The 16,478-nt window shown below is 67.5% G+C and carries 17 protein-coding genes; 7 read left to right on the top strand and 10 right to left on the bottom strand.

All coding sequences use genetic code 11. The features are described 5' to 3' along the window. Nucleotides 1-11 precede the first annotated feature (11 nt). Nucleotides 12-218, top strand: a complete 207-nt coding sequence (gene rpsU / locus SPYCA_RS08080; RefSeq protein ID WP_003047635.1) for a 30S ribosomal protein S21 — start codon at nucleotides 12-14, stop codon at nucleotides 216-218. A gap of 307 nt (nucleotides 219-525) precedes the next feature. Here the strand turns inward: rpsU and SPYCA_RS08075 are convergent, their stop codons facing one another. Next, nucleotides 526-1,455 (bottom strand): isopenicillin N synthase family dioxygenase, encoded by a 930-nt coding sequence (locus SPYCA_RS08075; protein ID WP_120222216.1) that lies wholly within the window; start codon nucleotides 1,453-1,455, stop codon nucleotides 526-528. 217 nt (nucleotides 1,456-1,672) lie between these two features. Here SPYCA_RS08075 and SPYCA_RS08070 point away from each other — a divergent pair, with 217 nt between their 5' ends. After that, a complete protein-coding gene (locus SPYCA_RS08070; RefSeq protein WP_120219722.1) occupies nucleotides 1,673-2,098 on the top strand; it encodes an EVE domain-containing protein in 426 nt (141 codons plus the stop codon). A gap of 110 nt (nucleotides 2,099-2,208) precedes the next feature. Here SPYCA_RS08070 and SPYCA_RS08065 read toward each other — a convergent pair whose 3' ends face one another. The 6 genes from SPYCA_RS08065 to SPYCA_RS08040 all read right to left on the bottom strand — a co-directional run bounded on the left by SPYCA_RS08065 (nucleotide 2,209) and on the right by SPYCA_RS08040 (nucleotide 7,308). Further along, nucleotides 2,209-2,538, bottom strand: coding sequence for a PilZ domain-containing protein (locus SPYCA_RS08065; protein ID WP_172595008.1), 330 nt, complete (start codon nucleotides 2,536-2,538; stop codon nucleotides 2,209-2,211). Between the two features lie 199 nt (nucleotides 2,539-2,737). Next, on the bottom strand, nucleotides 2,738-3,139 hold the full coding sequence (gene arfB, locus SPYCA_RS08060; protein ID WP_120219720.1) for an alternative ribosome rescue aminoacyl-tRNA hydrolase ArfB: 402 nt from the start codon (nucleotides 3,137-3,139) through the stop codon (nucleotides 2,738-2,740). Continuing rightward, a complete protein-coding gene (locus SPYCA_RS08055; RefSeq protein WP_120219719.1) occupies nucleotides 3,132-3,815 on the bottom strand; it encodes an RluA family pseudouridine synthase in 684 nt (227 codons plus the stop codon). The genes arfB and SPYCA_RS08055 overlap by 8 nt, the downstream gene beginning before the upstream one ends. Before the next feature lie 116 nt (nucleotides 3,816-3,931). Further along, nucleotides 3,932-5,068, bottom strand: coding sequence for a cell wall hydrolase (locus tag SPYCA_RS08050; protein ID WP_120219718.1), 1,137 nt, complete (start codon nucleotides 5,066-5,068; stop codon nucleotides 3,932-3,934). A 9-nt stretch (nucleotides 5,069-5,077) separates the two neighbouring features. Beyond that, a complete protein-coding gene (cysK, locus tag SPYCA_RS08045; RefSeq protein ID WP_120219717.1) occupies nucleotides 5,078-5,998 on the bottom strand; it encodes a cysteine synthase A in 921 nt (306 codons plus the stop codon). Further along, nucleotides 5,995-7,308, bottom strand: coding sequence for an MFS transporter (locus SPYCA_RS08040; RefSeq protein WP_120219716.1), 1,314 nt, complete (start codon nucleotides 7,306-7,308; stop codon nucleotides 5,995-5,997). Before SPYCA_RS08040 ends, cysK begins: the two co-directional genes overlap by 4 nt. 117 nt (nucleotides 7,309-7,425) lie before the next feature. Here SPYCA_RS08040 and SPYCA_RS08035 point away from each other — a divergent pair, with 117 nt between their 5' ends. Both SPYCA_RS08035 and SPYCA_RS08030 read left to right on the top strand, forming a co-directional pair. After that, entirely contained in the window at nucleotides 7,426-8,601 is a 1,176-nt protein-coding gene (locus tag SPYCA_RS08035; protein ID WP_120219715.1) for a TIR domain-containing protein, read from the top strand. Then, on the top strand, nucleotides 8,598-10,373 hold the full coding sequence (locus SPYCA_RS08030; protein WP_120219714.1) for an adenylate/guanylate cyclase domain-containing protein: 1,776 nt from the start codon (nucleotides 8,598-8,600) through the stop codon (nucleotides 10,371-10,373). Before SPYCA_RS08035 ends, SPYCA_RS08030 begins: the two co-directional genes overlap by 4 nt. Here SPYCA_RS08030 and SPYCA_RS08025 read toward each other — a convergent pair. Beyond that, the gene (locus SPYCA_RS08025; RefSeq protein ID WP_120219713.1) at nucleotides 10,365-11,666 is read right to left on the bottom strand and encodes an RsmB/NOP family class I SAM-dependent RNA methyltransferase; all 1,302 of its coding nucleotides are present in this window, start codon (nucleotides 11,664-11,666) and stop codon (nucleotides 10,365-10,367) included. The genes SPYCA_RS08030 and SPYCA_RS08025 overlap by 9 nt on opposite strands. Before the next feature lie 52 nt (nucleotides 11,667-11,718). Here SPYCA_RS08025 and SPYCA_RS08020 point away from each other — a divergent pair, with 52 nt between their 5' ends. Next, the gene (locus SPYCA_RS08020) at nucleotides 11,719-11,928 is read left to right on the top strand and encodes a DUF1674 domain-containing protein (protein ID WP_120222215.1); all 210 of its coding nucleotides are present in this window, start codon (nucleotides 11,719-11,721) and stop codon (nucleotides 11,926-11,928) included. 57 nt (nucleotides 11,929-11,985) lie between these two features. Here the strand turns inward: SPYCA_RS08020 and SPYCA_RS08015 are convergent, their stop codons facing one another. Both SPYCA_RS08015 and SPYCA_RS08010 read right to left on the bottom strand, forming a co-directional pair. Then, nucleotides 11,986-12,765, bottom strand: a complete 780-nt coding sequence (locus tag SPYCA_RS08015; protein ID WP_120219712.1) for a SapC family protein — start codon at nucleotides 12,763-12,765, stop codon at nucleotides 11,986-11,988. A 111-nt stretch (nucleotides 12,766-12,876) separates the two neighbouring features. Next, complete coding sequence (locus tag SPYCA_RS08010; RefSeq protein WP_120219711.1) at nucleotides 12,877-14,301, bottom strand: FAD-binding oxidoreductase; 1,425 nt, start codon at nucleotides 14,299-14,301, stop codon at nucleotides 12,877-12,879. Between the two features lie 187 nt (nucleotides 14,302-14,488). Here SPYCA_RS08010 and SPYCA_RS08005 point away from each other — a divergent pair, with 187 nt between their 5' ends. Together SPYCA_RS08005 and SPYCA_RS08000 are read left to right on the top strand one after the other, a co-directional pair. Further along, on the top strand, nucleotides 14,489-15,004 hold the full coding sequence (locus SPYCA_RS08005) for a hypothetical protein (RefSeq protein ID WP_120219710.1): 516 nt from the start codon (nucleotides 14,489-14,491) through the stop codon (nucleotides 15,002-15,004). Nucleotides 15,005-15,118: 114 nt separating this feature from the next. Continuing rightward, nucleotides 15,119-16,477 carry a DEAD/DEAH box helicase gene (locus SPYCA_RS08000; RefSeq protein WP_120219709.1) on the top strand — a complete coding sequence of 453 codons (1,359 nt, stop codon included), beginning with the start codon at nucleotides 15,119-15,121 and terminating at the stop codon, nucleotides 16,475-16,477. Nucleotide 16,478 lies beyond the last annotated feature (1 nt).

The raw sequence follows: 16,478 nt of genomic DNA, 5'->3' as shown, positions 1-16,478 counted from the left end.
CGACACGGTTTATGCAGATCATCGTTCGCGACAATAATGTCGACCAGGCCCTTCGCGCGCTCAAGAAGAAGCTGCAGCGTGAGGGCGTGTATCGCGAAATGAAGCTGCGCCGTCATTACGAGAAGCCCAGCGAAAAGCGCGCCCGCGAGCGCGCCGCCGCCGTCCGCCGCGCCCGCAAGATGGAGCGCAAGCGGATGGAGCGCGACGGGATCAAGTAAGACCCGTTCCCGTTCGGGATCCTGATCGAAAAAGGGGGCGCTGCGGCAACGCGGCGCCCTTTTTCGTTTGGGAGTGTGGCGGGTCAACATCTCTAGCTTCCGTCATCCCGGCGAAGGCCGGGATCTCGACCTCGGCTTGGGGCGCGACGGCGAGATACCGGCCTTCGCCGGGATGACGACTGAGCGAGATTGATCTGGCGGATGAGGGCCGTTTTACGGCGCTGCCGCGACCCTTGCCCCTCCACCACCGCCTGCGGCGGCGGTCCCCCTCCCCATGGCTTCGCCACAGGGAGGATAAGGCCAGGGCCTATTTCTTCAGCCCGATTTCGCGCAGGCGCTGTTGCAGATAATCGTCGGCGGTGATTGGCGTCGGGTAAAGGTTGGGATGGTCGGCGTCGATGCAGTTGTCCAGTGTTTCGATCAGATAGTCCGAACGGAAATGAAGGAAGAAGGGCATCGAATAGCGCGCGATGCCGGCGCGGCCTTCGTCGGGATTGCGGACGCGGTGCGTCGTCGAGGGGAGGCGGTTGTTGGTCAGGCGCTGGAGCATGTCGCCGACATTGACCGCCATCGCGCCGGGCGGCGGCGAGACGGGAAGCCAGCTGCCGTCCTTGTCGAGTATTTCGAGCCCCGCTTCCTCGGCGCCCAACAGCAGGGTGATGGTATTGATGTCCTCATGTGCTTCGGCGCGGATACCCTTGGCGGGCGCTTCGACGGGGGGATAGTGGAGCAGGCGCATCACGCTGTTGCCGTCCTTCACCGGGTCGTCGAAGAAATCGGGGGCAAGGCCGAGATAGCGGGCGATTCCCGACAGGAGCTGGCCGCCGACGCGGTCGAACTCGGCGAACAGCTTGTCGTAAACGGCGCGGAATCCCTCGATCTCCGTTGGCCAGACATTGTTCGGCTGCTGCGCGGCGAGCGGGTGGCCGGGCGGCAGGTCGCGCCCGACGTGCCAGAACTCCTTGAGATCGACCTCTTTGGCGCCCTTGGCGATTTCGGTGCCGAAGGGCGTGTAACCGCGCGCGCCGCCGCCGCCGGGGATGTGATAGGCGCGCTTGACCGCTTCGGGCAGCGCGAAAAACGCCTTGGCTTTCGCCCAGGCCTCGTCGATCAGCGCGGCGTCGATGCCGTGATCGGTGATCATCGCGAAGCCGAAACGCTCGAACGACCCCCCGAAATCGCGCGCGAACTGGTCGGCGGGAAGGGCCATGGAAATGACGGGGACGGCAGCGGTCATCATTACATCCGTAGTGGGGGTCTGGAAATCGCCTGTTTAGCCAAGATTTCGCTTGTGTCGAGCGAAGTCGAGACGCGGCTTGATGCCGCGCGACCCCACGGCGCATCCCGATTTCGCTCGATGTGAAGAGTGTCGCTTGCGCGCCAGGGCCGCGCGACGATGACGGAAAAGAAACCTGCGCTCTTTTCACGGCCGAGGAGGTTGATAAGAGAGCGGCATGGCAAAGCAATACTGGCTGATGAAATCCGAACCCGACGCCTATGCGTGGGACCAGCTTGTCCGGGACGGCACCGGCATCTGGGACGGGGTGCGCAATCACACCGCGAAGCTGAATCTGATGGCGATGAAAAAGGGCGACGAAGCGCTCTTTTATCATAGCAATATCGGCAAGGAATGCGTGGGGATCATGGAGATCGTAGAGGAGAGCTTCCCCGACCCGACCGCCGAAGAAGGATCGCCCTGGGTGGTGGTGCGCGTTGCGCCCGTGCGCGCGCTGGCGCATCCCGTGACGCTCGCGGCGATCAAGGCCGAGCCGCGGCTTGCCGACATGGATCTGATCCGCCAGTCGCGCCTGTCGGTCGGGCGCGTGACGGCGGCCGAATGGAAGCTGATTCTGCAGATGTCGGAGACGGCTGCGGGTTGAATCGCCGACATTGCCTCCGCGGTTTTTGCAGTTTTTTCCGTTCCTCCGCCATGGCGAGAGAATAAACGCCGACCATCCTCCCGATGGTCTCGCCGTCGCCGGCGCCGGTGTCAACGCAACTTGATCTGCAGATGCTTGGCGACCGACGGGTGGAGCGGATAGACGAACTCGCAACCATAATCATTGCCGTCGGCGCGGCGAACGATCGCTTCGAGTGGCTGGAGGCCGGGCAGACTCACCCAGATATGCTTGCCAAGCTGCGGCCGGAAAAAGGTGACCATGCGAAAGCCGGTCGACGAAAGATCGAACAATTCGACGTCGAAGGGGTTGAGCCCCGGTTCGCGGTAGCGCGCGCGGCCACGGACCGGCGCCCGTTCGGCGCCACGTGCTCTTTTGAGCGCCGATCCGGTTTCGATGCTGTTGTATCCCAACACGGCCATGACCCCCGCCTGTCTCTGTATGACGGACAGAATAGGGCCGTGTTGGTTACCCCGAAATGAAGCGATATGGTGAAGGCGCGCGCGTCCTTGTCCCATAACGGGTCGGATCGTGGGCCGCCTTGGGAGCCGAGAGCCATCCGGTTCCGAGGCAAATCAAGCCGCTCGCTTGAGGGAGCCTCGGCTCCATGCGCGATCCGTCCTAGTCCGACGCGCGCACGCGGCCGCGCCCGGCCTTGAGTGCGCCCCGCGCCTTCTTGCCATCGACGCGCCGCGCTTTTGCGGCCTTGCTCGGCCTGGTCTTGATGCGGCGTTCGGGGCGGACGAGCGCAGCGTCGATCAGCTCGGAGAGGCGCGCGCGCGCGTCGGCGCGGTTCGCTTCCTGCGTGCGGAAGCGGCGCGCGAGGATGATCAGCTCGCCGTCGCCGGTGAGCCGACTGCCCGCGAGTTGCTTCAGCCGGCGAAAGGCGTCGGGGGGCAGGCCGAGCGCATAGACATCGACGCGCAGCTGGCACGCGGTCGCGACCTTGTTGACATTCTGGCCCCCCGGCCCCGACCCGGCGAGGAACTTTTCGCTGATCGCCTGTTCGGGGATGTCAGCCACGGGTCGGCGCCGCTCCCTCGGGCACGGCGAACCCCATCGCGGCGAAGGCGTCGGGGAAGGGCGCCTCGGCAATTATGGACGGCTTGACGTCACGTTTTACCACCAGCCGTTCGGCGTGGAGCAATGTGCGGTCCTTCGCGCCGCCGCGACCGTAGACGGGGTCGCCCGCGAGCGGAAAACCAAGTCCCTCGAGCGCGTGGACGCGCAGTTGGTGCGTGCGGCCGGTTTCGGGACGGAAGCGCAGCAGCGCGCGGCCATCCACGACGGCAAGCTTTTCCCAATGTGAGACCGAGGGCTTCCCGGCGGGATCGACGACCATCCGCCACCCCGCCTCGGCGGTCGAGGTCTTGGCGAGCGGCAGGTCGATCGTTCCGCCGCCTTCCGTCGGCACGCCGTCGAGGATGGCGAGATATTGTTTTTCGACCGCGCGCTCCTCGAACGCGCGGGTGAAGCGGCCGTGTGCCTTGGGATTGCGCGCGAGAAGCAGGCAGCCCGAGGTGTCGCGGTCGAGCCGGTGAACGGGCAGGGGCCAGCGCTTGAAGCCGAAGCGCAACGAGTCGAGATGGTTCTCGAGGCTGAGGCTGCCGTCGCGCGGCGCATCGACGGGAAGCCCGGCGGGCTTGTCGATGACGAGCGCTTCGCCGTCGAGGAAGAGGACGCGGTCGGAAAGGAGCATGGCGCGCTATAGGGCGCGGCGCGCGCGGGTGGAAGCCCCCCCAAAGCGGACCGGCGCTGTCGCTCTTTGGCATGGTCATCCCGGCCTTCGCCGGGATGACGGGGAGGGGGTTCGCGCTATCGTTTCATGCACTGGCGCGGGTCGTCGCGCTTATATTCGCTGCAATTCCACAGCGCCTTTTCAAACCCCGCCTTGTCGTCGCGAAGGTAGGAAAAGCTCATCGCCGCGCGCTGCGTGTCGGACATCGCGTCGCTGTCGGGTTTGAGCACCGGATTGGTCCAGCCCATGAATTTGCAATAGGGCTGGTCGCCGCAGAGGCGAAGCGCGGTGGTGACGAAGCTTTCGGGCGCGGCGCGGCGGTCGAGCTGGACATAGATGGTATCGCGCCCCGCGGCGTCACCGAGACCGGGCACGACGCGTGCCGCGCCCACCGTGGCATTGGCAGGCGCAGAGTCGGCAGGCAGGCCCAGCGCGACCGCGTGGAGCGGCGAAATGGCGGCGAGCTTGGCGACAGGGCCGTCGCCGCCCGACACCGCGCCGCGAAAGGCGCCCGGCGTGCCCCAATAGCCCGGCCAGCGGAAGAAGAGGTGCGTATCGACGATGGCGATCTTCTCGAGGCTGTCGCTCCAATAAGGGCGCACCCAGTCGGTGTGATAATGGGTCGCAAGCCCGACCGGCGGATAGGTGCCGCCCGACAGCATCAGATCGGCATTGTCGCGCGCGCGCTGCCACGCTGCTTCCGAATAGCGCCGCGCGAGCGCGCCGTCGCAGGTGAAGGTGAACTGGCAGCCGGTCGCGCGTTCGGCACCCTGAAACACGACGCCGCAGATCGATTTGGGGAAGGCGGGGTGGCGCGCGCGGTTGATGACGACCTGTCCCACCGCCTGCTGCCCCCGCGCATCGTCTCCGGCTTCATAGAGCATCGCGGCGGCGAGACAGTCGCGCGCGCGGGCGCGGGCGTCCCCGTTGCCGACATAGACGAAAGGACGCGGGGCGACGAAGCCGGTGGTGACGAGCGCAATCGCGGCATTCTGCGCGCGGGCATCGGCTTCGGTCACCGGCGCAAAGACCATCGGCGGCGCCTGCGGCACGACGTCGGCCGGCGGCGCGACGGGATGCGGGCGCGGGGCGCGGATGTTGCGGTTGCCGCTCGCATCGAGGACGGCCCCGACGGCAAGCGCCACGAGCAGGACGAACAGCCAGCCCGTCCAGTCGCGCCGCAGCGGCACCGGCCGATCGCTTGTCGCGCCCATGGCGAGAGGTCAGATTTCCGGCAGGAAGTCAGGCACCGACAGATAGCGCTCGCCCGTGTCGTAGTTGAAGCCGAGCACGCGGCTGCCCGGCGGCAGTTCGGCGAGCTTTTGCTGGATCGCCGCGAGCGTGGCCCCCGACGAGATGCCGACGAGCATCCCTTCCTCGGTCGCGGCGCGGCGCGCCATGTCCTTTGCCGCGGCGGCGTCGACCTTGATCACCCCGTCAAGCAGGTCGGTATGGAGATTGCGCGGAATGAACCCGGCGCCGATTCCCTGGATCGGGTGCGGCGCCGGCTGGCCGCCTGATATCACCGGCGAGGCTTCGGGTTCGACCGCAAAGACTTTCAGGTTCGGCCAATGTGCTTTCAGGAACTGCGCGCAGCCGGTGATATGGCCGCCGGTGCCGACGCCGGTGATCAGCACGTCGATCGGCGTATCCTTGAAATCGGCGAGGATTTCGGGGCCGGTGGTGCGGACATGGACGTCGATGTTCGCTTCATTTTCGAACTGCTGCGGCATCCAGGCGCCCGGCGTCGTCTCGACCAGTTCGATCGCACGCTCGATCGCGCCCTTCATCCCCTTTTCGCGCGGGGTGAGGTCAAAGGTCGCGCCATAGGCGAGCATCAGGCGGCGGCGTTCGAGCGACATCGATTCTGGCATGACGAGCACGAGCTTGTAGCCCTTTACCGCCGCGGCCATCGCCAGGCCGATGCCGGTGTTGCCCGAGGTCGGCTCGACGATCGTGCCGCCCTCCTTCAGGCTGCCGTCGCGCTCGGCCGCCTCGATCATCGCGAGGCCGATGCGATCCTTGATCGACCCGCCCGGATTGCTGCGTTCGGACTTCACCCAGACTTCGGCATCGGGGAAAAGCTTGGCCATGCGAATGTGCGGCGTGTTGCCGATCGTATCGAGGATGGAATTGGCTTTCATGTCGATCCTGCCTTGAATTGGGGTTCAAAGGTACGCGCGCGGCGCAGTTCGGGGAATATCCATGCCCATAGCGCCGTCACGCCGATCGCGCCAGCGCCGCCGATCACCACCGCGCCGACCGGACCCAGGGCCGCGGCCATCGCGCCCGCGCGCATTTCCCCCAGTTCGTTCGACGCCGAGATGGCGAGGCCCGATGCGGCGCTGACGCGCCCGCGCATATGATCGGGGGTGTTGAGCTGGATCAGCGTGCCGCGCACAAAGACCGAGAACATGTCGGCGGCGCCCATCACGACGAGCAGGCCGAGCGAGAGGAGGAGGCTGGTCGAAGTGCCGAAGGCGACGGTCGTGGCGCCGAACACGGCGACCGCCCACAGCATCTTGACCCCGACATTGCGCTCGATCGGGCGGATCGCGAGGCCGACCGCTACTGCGACCGAACCAAGCGCGACCGCGGCGCGCATCAATCCGGCACCCTCTGGCCCGGCGTCCAATATGTCGCGCGCGAAGACCGGGAACATCGCCGTCGCCCCCGCGAGCAGCACGGCGAAGAGGTCGAGCGTGATCGTGCCCAAAAGGAAGCGTTCAACCCAGACGAATTGCAGGCCATCGACCATCTCGCGCAGCGGATGGCGGCGAACCTCGGCGGGCGGGGGCAGCACCGGGCGCACGCGGCTCAGGGTGAAAGCCGAGACGGCGAGAAGGATCGCCGCGAAGACGTAGACCGCCGCCGGATGCGCGGCATAGATGAGGCCGCCAGCGGCGGGGCCGATGACCGACGCCGACTGCCACGCGATGCTGCTCATCGCGATGGCGCGCGGCAGCACCGCGGGCGGCACGATGTTCGGCGCGATCGCGCTCATTGCGGGGCCCGAAAAGACGCGTGCGACGCCGTGCAGGGCGGCAAGCGCAAAAAGCAGCCAGAGCGTCAATCCGTCGGTCCAGGTGAACCAGCCGAGCGTTGCGGCGATGACGAGGTCGATGAGGTTCGAGAAGATGGCGACGCGCCGCCGCTCGAAGCGATCGGCCGCCCAGCCCGCAACGGGGGTCAGAACCGCGAGCGGGACGAACTGGAACAGGCCGAGCAGCCCGAGCTGGAACGATGCCTCCTTGATCGACATACCGTAGTCGCTGCGCGCGGTGTCATAGAGCTGGTAGCCGATGACGACGACCATCGCGATCGTCGCCATCACCGCGGTGAAGCGCGCGAGCCAGAAATAACGGAAATCGGGAAAGCTGAGCGGGGAGCGAGCTTTGGGCGCCGCCTCGGGCATGACCGGATCTACGCCTTCGGGGGGAGGGATCGTCGCCATCACGCTCCACCTAAACGGCTTTTCGCGACTGTCCAGATGGCTTGGTGAACAGCGCGCGCCGAGATGCTGGCGAATCGGGGGCGGCGCGGCTAGCCTTGCGATCGAGGGGGCGAGCCGATGGTCGATGTCTTCATTTCCTATTCGCGCGACAACAAGGCGCGGGTGGCCGATATTGCCGCGGCGGTGGCCGCGGCGGGATATGACGTGTGGTGGGACGCCGAACTGCCGCCGCACCGCTCCTATGGCGACGTCATCACCGAAAAGATCGGCAGCGCGAAGGCGGCGATCGTTGTCTGGTCGCGGGCATCGGCGCAGTCCGAATGGGTGCGCGCTGAAGCCGATGTCGCGCGCAACCAGAAAAAGCTGGTGCAGACGGCGATTGACGACGTCATGCCGCCGCTGCCGTTCAACCAGATCCAGTTTGCCGACCTCAGCGACTGGACGGGAGATCCGGCGCACAGCGGCTGGCGCAAGGTGCTGATGAGCCTCGAAGAATTGTGCGGGCGCGGGGCGGTGTCAGCGCCGCCGCCAAGGCCGATCCCGGCCGCGCCGCCGCCGATGCCGCCGCTCGCCGACCCCGGCGCCGCGACGCCGCCCAAATCCTCCTTTCTGCCCTGGGTCTTGCTGGGGCTGGCGGTGGTTGCCGTCGCGCTGCTCGCATGGAAGCTGACTGAGCCCGCGCCGGCGACGCCCGATGCGCCGCCGGTGGTGGCGGAGAAAGAGGGCGACGCCGCCGCAGAGCCAACCGCCGCGGCAAGCGCGCCGACGGTGAGCGCGCCCGCCGAGGCTTTCACGCTTGCCGCGGTGATCGACGATCCCGACGGCTTTACCAACATTCGCGCGGGTCGCGGGACCAGACACGCGATCATCGGCAAGGTGCTGGAGGGCGAGACGTTTCTGACTTACCGGCAACCCGGCGCCTGGTGGCGCGTACGCAAGGGCGACGGCACGACGGGTTTCATGTACCGAAAATATATCCGCCTGATCGAAGGCGCGGCGGCGCCTGCGGCTGTGGAGGTTCCGGCCGGGGTTGGCGGCAGCGGCGTGGTCATCCCCGATTCGTCGGAGCGGCTGCTCTCCCCGGACGAGTTGAGGGGGCTGAGCGCGGGTGAGCTGCGGATCGCGCGCAACGAGATTTTCGCGCGGCACGGGTTCCGTTTCAGCGACCCGGCGTTGCGCGCGCATTTCGGCCGGTTCGACTGGTATCGCCCGGCAAGCGTGACCGTCGAGCTGTCGGACGTCGAAAAGGCCAATGTCGCGCTGCTCAAATCGGCCGAAGCCGCAGCGCGGTGATCGCTGCCGACGACCCGGTGGCGGCGGCCGAGGTCGAGGTCGCGCGGCGGCTGGAGCGGGGCGATGCGCTGACCGCGTTCGACCGCGCAGCGGCGGCGCACCGCGACGGGCTCGACAGCGCGCGGCTGTGCTATCTGATGGTGCGCGCGCTCGCAGCGTCGGGCGACAGCATGGGCGCGATGGCGCTGTACGAACGGCTGGGACTCGCGACGTCGGACGACGTCGATTGCGTCGCGCTTGCCGGGCGGATCTGGAAGGACGCCGCCTTTGGCCATGCGGGCGCGCGCCGCACCGAATTGCTGGCGCGCGCCGCCGCGGCCTATGAGCGGGCCTTTGCGCTGTCGGGCGCGGCTTTTCCGGCGATCAATGCCGCGAGCCTGCGTGCGCTGCTCGGCGATCGTGCGCGGGTCGCGGCATTGGCGGAACCGATTGCGATGGCGGGCGCCGGCGAGGATTATTGGGAACAGGCGACGCTCGCCGAGGCACTGCTGCTGACGGGGCGCGGCGCCGGGGCGCGGCAGGCCGCCGAAGCGGCCTGTGCGGTCGCTGCCCAGCGGATCGGCGACCGCGCCGCGACCTGCCGCCAGATCGCGCGGCTTGCGGCGGCGGGGGCGATCGACGGCGACGATGCCGCGGCGGTGATCGAGGTGCTGCGTCCGCCGCCGGTCGGGGTCTATTGCGGGCGGATGTTCCGCGCGGGCGGGGCGGGCGAAGCCAGCGCCCGCGCCGCGATCGCCGCCGGGCTCGACGCACAGCCGCTGTCGGCGCTGATCGGGCCGCTGGCCTGCGGTGCCGACATTCTCTTTGCCGAAGAAGCGATGGCGCGCGATATCGACCTGTCGGTGGTGCTGCCCTTTGCCGAAGAGGATTTTGTCGCCCAGTCGGTCGTATCGGGCGGCGCCGACTGGCTGCCGCGATATGAGGCGTGCCGCGCCGGGGCAGCGACGGTCCATTTGGCGAGCGGCGCGCGCTATGTCGGGGACGATGGCCAGTTCGTGCTGGGGGCGCAGACGATGATGGGGCTGGCGCGGCTGCGCGCGCGCGAGCTGGAGACCGAGGCGATACAGTTCGCGGTGGTCGACGGCGATGCGCGGTCTGCCGATGCGATGGCGGGGACCGATGCCGATGTTGCGCTGTGGCAGGGTTGCGGCGGGCGGACCGTCGGCCTTGTTGCCAAGGGGCTGGACCGCGCGCTCGACTTTCCGGCGGCGCCATCGGTGCCCGAGGGGGCGCGGCGGGGACTTTACGCAATTTTGTTCGCCGATTTTGCGGGCTTTTCCAGATTGGGCGAGGCCGAATTGCCGATTTTCGCGCGTGAGGTGATGGGTGGTGTCGGCCGCGTCCTCGATGGGTTTGGCGAGGCGGTGCTGTTCCGCAACACCTGGGGCGACGCGGTTTATGCGGTGATCGACGCGCCGACGACCGCGGCGCGGATTGCGCTGGCGATGCAGGATGCGCTGCGGGTGCTGCCCGCGGGGCTGGGGCTGGAAGGAACGCGCGCGGGAATGCGTATCGGCGTTCATTTCGGTCCGATTTATCGCGGCATCGACCCCATCGTCGGCGGTGAGCTGTGGTATGGAACCGAGGTGACGCGCACCGCGCGGATCGAGCCGGTAACGCTGGTCGGCCAGGTTTATTGCACACAGCCGCTGGCGGCGATGCTGGCGCTGAACGATGTGGGCGATTTCGCGTGCGACTATGTCGGCAAGGTGCGGCTCGCCAAGGATTATGGCGAGCTGGCGCTCTATCGCCTGTCGCGGCGGTCAGACTGACGGCGCACGAAGGCGCGCGATGAAAAAGCCGTCGAGGCCGCCAGCATCGGCAAGCTGGCCGGGAAGCGTGCGGACGAAGCCGTTGGCATCGCGCCCGATACCGGCGGGAAGCTCGTCCGCGCGCGCAGGCTCGATCATCCAGCGCGGATTGGCCTCGAGGAAGGCGGCGATCTGATCCTCGCCCTCGGCGCGTTCGAGCGAGCAGGTCGCGTAGACGAGCGTGCCGCCCGGTTTGACCCAGTTTGCCGCCCGCGCGAGAAGTTCAGATTGCAGCACCGCCATCTCTGCGATCTGGCGCGGCTCGATGCGGTGGAGGACGTCGGGGTGGCGGCGGAAGATGCCCGTCGCCGAACAGGGAGCGTCGAGCAGCACGGCATCGGCCGCGGCATCGGGCGCCCAGCTGCGGATGTCGCCCTGAACGACGTCGGCGGCCAGCCCGGTGCGCGCGAGGTTGGTGCGCAGTCGTTCGAGGCGTCTGGCGCTGGCATCAACCGCGGTGACCGCCCATCCGGCGGCCGCAAGCTGCATCGTCTTGCCGCCCGGCGCGGCGCAGAGGTCGAGGATGGTCCGCCCCTCGCCCGCCCCGAGCAGGCGCGCGGGAAGGCTGGCGGCAAGATCCTGCACCCACCAGCCGCCTTCGGCAAAACCGGGCATCGCCTCGACCGCCTGCCCGCGCGGCAGGCGGCGGTGGCGCGGTGCGAGCGCCACGGCATCGGGCCATTCGTCGGAACCGGGTTCGGCGGCGAAGCTGAGGTCGATCGGCGGCGGCACGCTCCAGCTTGCGGCGGCCGCGTCGACCATCGGTGCGCCCCATATCGCGGTCCAGCGTTCGGCGGCGGGGGACGGCAATGTCGCGCGGTCGGGCAACTGCCACCCCTCCTGCTGCGCGCGCGACAGGATCGCGTGGACGAGGCGACGCGGGCCGCCATCGACGAGCGGCAGTGCGGTCGCGACGACGGCGTGGGCGGAACTTTTGAGCGCGAGCAGCTGCGCCAGCGCGATCCTGAGCACCGCGCGCGACTTGACATCGTCGGGCAATGGCTGCGCGGTCGCGCTGTCGATCAGCGCGTCGATGTCGGTCATCCAGCGCAGCGCTTCCGACGCGATGGCGACGGCAAAGGCGCGGTCGGCGCCGGTCAGCCCCTGCGCCGCGGCGTGCATGGCGACATCGAGCGGATCGCCGCGGCGCAGGATCGCGTCGAGCAGCCGCAGCGCGGCGCGGCGCGGCGCGAGACCCGGCGGATCGGCCGCGCCGCGCGGCCGTCGGCGCCGGGCAGGACGGCGATCAGCCATGACGGACCGGGGCATGGTTGGCGGAAGGCATCAATGATCCTATATGGCGGGCATGACCGACATCAGTGAAGATGCGACCATCGGCGGAACGCCACGCGCTGTAAAGCGCCCGCAGCACGTGAAGCCGCCCGCAGGCTGGACGAACAGCCCGTTGCCATCGCCCGCGCCGATCCGTGAGGAGCGCGCCGAGGATCAGCCGGGCGGCCGCAATCCGGTGCGCTATGGCGATTGGGAGCTGAAGGGGATTGCGGTCGACTTCTGACCGCCGCCGCACAAAAAACCGCCTCCGCGCAATACGGAAGCGGCTTTTCGTTGAAGGTCAGACGGTCGGCGCTTCGCTGACGAGCTGCATCTTGCCGCTCTTCACCTGCTCGGCGAAAACCTCGCGCATCAGTTGCAACGAGAAGAGATGCGCGAAGATGAGGCCGAGGATGCCGTTCTGCATCAGCTTGCGCAGAACGTCGCCGCGCAGTTCGCGCAGCTTGTTCTCGTCGACCATCTGGAAACCGCGATAGATATAGGGCTTGTCATTGCCTTCCTGCTGGATCGCGACTTCGCCGTCCATGAGGAGGTCGGCCTTTTTCAGCTCTTCCATGAACATGCCGGTGCGCTGGCCGGCTTCCTCGAAGTTCTTGCAGAACTCGAGCACCGCCTTGACCTGGTCCGACGGCTGGCCGTCGACGAACAGTGCGTCGCCCTCGTCGAACTTGCCGATCGCGCCCGATGTCGGGTCGAAACAGAGCGACAGCTCTTCGGTATTGGGCTGAAGCTTGGCGAGCAGGAAGGGGTAGCGGCGGATATAGGCCGGGACATAAACGGGATTGATGAGCTTGCCCTGGTCGTCGACAAAGGTGTTGATCCCTTCGTTGAGGCCCATCAGCGCCAGCGGAACGGGATTGTCGCCGGCCGAAAAGACGATCGGGTAAAAGCGGCACGCCGAGACGAACTCGTCCGAGGTCAGCGGGACCGCGTGCTGGCCGACGAGGAACTCCGCGCTGTCGAGGGGGCGCGCGTGGAAATCGGCGTGATCGACGCTCGAAAGCGGGGTGAGATCTTTGTAGAACAGCGGCAGGTTGGCAGGTGCGGGCGCGGTGGCCATGATCGAACTCCGGTAAGATGTCCCGCGCGGGCGGGGATGCAGAAAGATAAGGCGCCTTATTGACCCGGCGCTTGCGGCGCAAGGGGGCGATGACGCAAGGCGGGCGAAGTGTCAGGCGATCAGCTTGCCCGGATTGAAGATGCCCGTGGGGTCGAGCCCGTGCTTGACGCCGCGCAATGCCGCGAGCCGCGCCGGACTGTCGAGCTCGGCGAGCATATCGCGCTTCATCTGGCCGATGCCATGTTCGGCCGAAATCGAGCCGCCTAGCTCGATCACATGGGTGTAGACGAGACGGCTGACGTCGGCGCCGTGCGCGGCGATCCACGCCGCGCCATCGCCGCCGCTGGGCGGCTGGACATGATGATGGACATTGCCGTCGCCCAGATGACCGAAGGAGAGGGCCCGCACGCCGGGGAAGGCGGCGGCCAGACGGGCGGGGTTGTCAGCGATGAAAGTGGGCATCAGGTCGACGGGAACGCTGACATCGTGCTGAAGCGCCGGGCCGTCGGCGCGCTCGGCCTCCGAGATCGAATCGCGCAGGCGCCAGAAATCCTCGCTCTCGCGATCATTCTTGGCGAGTGCGACGTCGCGGACGAGCCCCGCGTCGAGCGCGGCGGCGAGCTGCCCTTCAAGCGCGTCGCCGAGCGCGGCATCATCGTCGCCGACCAGTTCGGCGAGCACATACCAGGGATGCGTGGCGGCGAGCGGCGCGCGTGTGCCGGGGATATGGCGCAGGACGGCATCGAGGCAGGCGTGCGGGATCAGCTCGAACCCCTCGAGCGCGCGACCTATCGCGGCGTCGAGACGGCGAAGAAGCGCGAGGGCGACGTCGGGCGATTCGACGCCGATCCAGGCGGTGCGCCGCGCCGCCGCCGCGGGGACGAGATGCAGCGCCGCGGCGGTGACGACGCCCAGCGTGCCTTCGGCGCCGCAAAAGAGGTGCTTGAGGTCGTAACCGCGATTGTCCTTCTTGAGCGGCGCGAGGCCGTCGAAGATGCTGCCGTCGGGAAGCACCGCCTCGATCCCTGCGACGAGCGCGCGCATCGTGCCGTGGCGCAGCACCTGCGTGCCCCCCGCGTTGGTCGAGACGAGGCCGCCGATCGTCGCCGATCCCTTGCCGCCGAGCGTCAGCGGGAAGCGCAAGCCGTGCGCGAACATGGCGTCGTGGAAGGCCTGGAGGATCACGCCCGCCTCGGCAACTGCGATCTGGGCCTCGACGTCGATCCGGCGGACGCGGTTCATGCGGCGGAGGCTGAGCAGCAGCTGGTTACCGCTGGCGTCGGGAGTAGCGCCGCCGACCATGCCGCTGTTCCCGCCCTGCGGCACGATCGCGACGCCCGCCTCGGCGCAGAGCCGCACCGCGGCGGCGACCTCTTCGGTGGTGGCGGGCGACAGCATCGCCGCGGCGTGCCCGCGATATTTGCCGCGCCAGTCGGTGAGCCATGGCGCCATCGCGTCGGCGTCGGTGCTGAACCCCTTGGCGCCCAGCAGATCGGCGAGCGCCCGGAGCAGCGAAGGGGAAGGGGGGCGCGTCATGTCGTTCGGTTCCGTTTGTCCGGGTTCACGGTCGATCCGGCCGCGTGTTGCAGTTCATGGGTCGTTCAATCATGGATGGTAAAGCTGCGATGGACAAATAATGTCTTTACGTCCAGCGGGGATGGGCGCGGGAGCGACGAGTGAGCGGCGATATGGGTGACGATGCGCGAACGGCGGTGGCGCGGCGGTGCTGACGGCGGCTTTCCTGTGGATCATGGCCGCGCCCGCGGCCGATGTGGCGTCGCCCGTTCCGGTTCCAGAGGCGTTGATGCCGGCCCCGCGCCCAGCGCCCGACGCTCCGCTGTCCTTCTGGCAGATGGTGATCGAACAGCAGTTGATCATCCGCGTGCCCGCGCAGCGATCGCAACTCAACAATTTCGCCGCCCCGCCGCCGCCGCGCATCGCCGACGTTCCCATTGTATGGAAAGAAAAAAAGGCTCCGAAATGCGTTGCCATGCGCAATATCGTGGGGATGAGCGCGGTGCAGCGCGACAGTATCGACCTGATCACGCGGCAGAAGCAGCGATTGCGCGCGCAGCTCAACCGCGGGTGTCGAGCGCTCGATTTCTACGCCGGTTTTTACATGGAGGGCAGCAAGGACGGAAAGCTCTGCGAGGACCGCGACGAAATCCATGCGCGCACGGGCGCGAAGTGCGAGGTCGACAAGTTTCGGCTGCTGGTTCCGGTCCGCGACGACGATTGAGCGTCTTTTTCACCGGCATTCCTTGACTTTTCGCCCCGATTTGCCCAATGGCCGCGGCATCGCTCGCCTGCGTGGGCGGCTGGGCGAACCCTCTTTTTCCGGACATGATACCACATGAAATTTGCCGATCTCGGCCTTTCCGACGAACTTTTGCGCGCGATCGACGAGTCGGGCTATAGCGAACCGACGGCGATCCAGGCGGGGGCGATCCCCTCGGTGTTGATGATGCGCGACATGATCGGCATTGCGCAGACGGGGACGGGTAAAACGGCGTCCTTCGTGCTGCCGATGATCGACATATTGGCGCATGGTCGTGCCCGCGCGCTGATGCCGCGCTCGCTGATCCTCGAGCCGACGCGCGAACTGGCCGCGCAAGTGGCGGAAAACTTTGAAAAATACGGCAAATATCACAAGCTGTCGATGGCGCTGCTGATCGGCGGCGTGCAGATGGGCGATCAGGTCAAGGCGCTGGAAAAGGGCGTCGACGTGTTGATCGCGACGCCGGGCCGCCTGATGGACCTGTTCGAGCGCGGCAAGATTTTGCTCACCGGCTGCAACCTCTTGGTGATCGACGAAGCCGACCGGATGCTCGACATGGGGTTCATTCCCGACATCGAGAATATCTGCACCAAGCTGCCCGCGAATCGGCAGACCTTGCTCTTCTCGGCAACGATGCCGCCACCGATCAAGAAACTCGCCGACAAGTTCCTGTCGAACCCCAAGACGATCGAGGTCGCGCGTCCGGCGAGCCGCAACGAGAATATCGAGCAGTTCGTGGTCAAGACCAGCGAACGGGGCAAGCGCGACACGCTGCGCGGGCTGATCGAGGCCGAGGAGCTGGCGACCGCGATCATCTTCTGCAACCGCAAGACCACCGTGCGCGAGCTGGCGAAGTCGCTTCAGCGCCATGGTTACAAGGCGGGCGAGATCCATGGCGACATGGACCAGTCGAGCCGCATCGCCGAACTCGACCGCTTCAAGGCGGGAACGATCAATATATTGGTGGCGTCGGACGTCGCGGCGCGCGGGCTCGATGTCAAGGGCGTCAGTCACGTCTTCAATTTCGACGCGCCCTGGCACCCCGACGATTATGTTCACCGCATCGGCCGCACGGGCCGCGCGGGAGCGAAGGGGCGGGCGTTCACGCTGGTGACGCCCTCGGATGACGAGGCGATCGACAATATCCAGAAGCTGACCGGCTATAAGATCCCGGTGCATGGTGGCGGCGTGGCGACCCCGGCCTCGGCGCCGGAAAGCGACGCCGAGGCGCGCGAACCGCGCCGCAGCGCACGCCGCGCGGAACCGAAAGCCGCGCGAGGGCCGAAACGTGCCACGGAAAAGCCGCGCGAGGCTCCGAAGAAGGACGCCGGACGCAAACCGGCACCACAGGCCCGGCGCGACGATGACGATGGTGCCGACGACGGCTGGAACGGCCCGATGCCCGATTTCCTGTCGGTGGGGTTCGGTAGCTGAG

It is taken from the genome of Sphingopyxis sp. FD7 (assembly GCF_003609835.1).
Lineage (GTDB): Bacteria > Pseudomonadota > Alphaproteobacteria > Sphingomonadales > Sphingomonadaceae > Sphingopyxis.
Note: the sequence above shows the minus strand (reverse complement) of the source record. Positions and strands in the feature narration are given on the sequence as shown.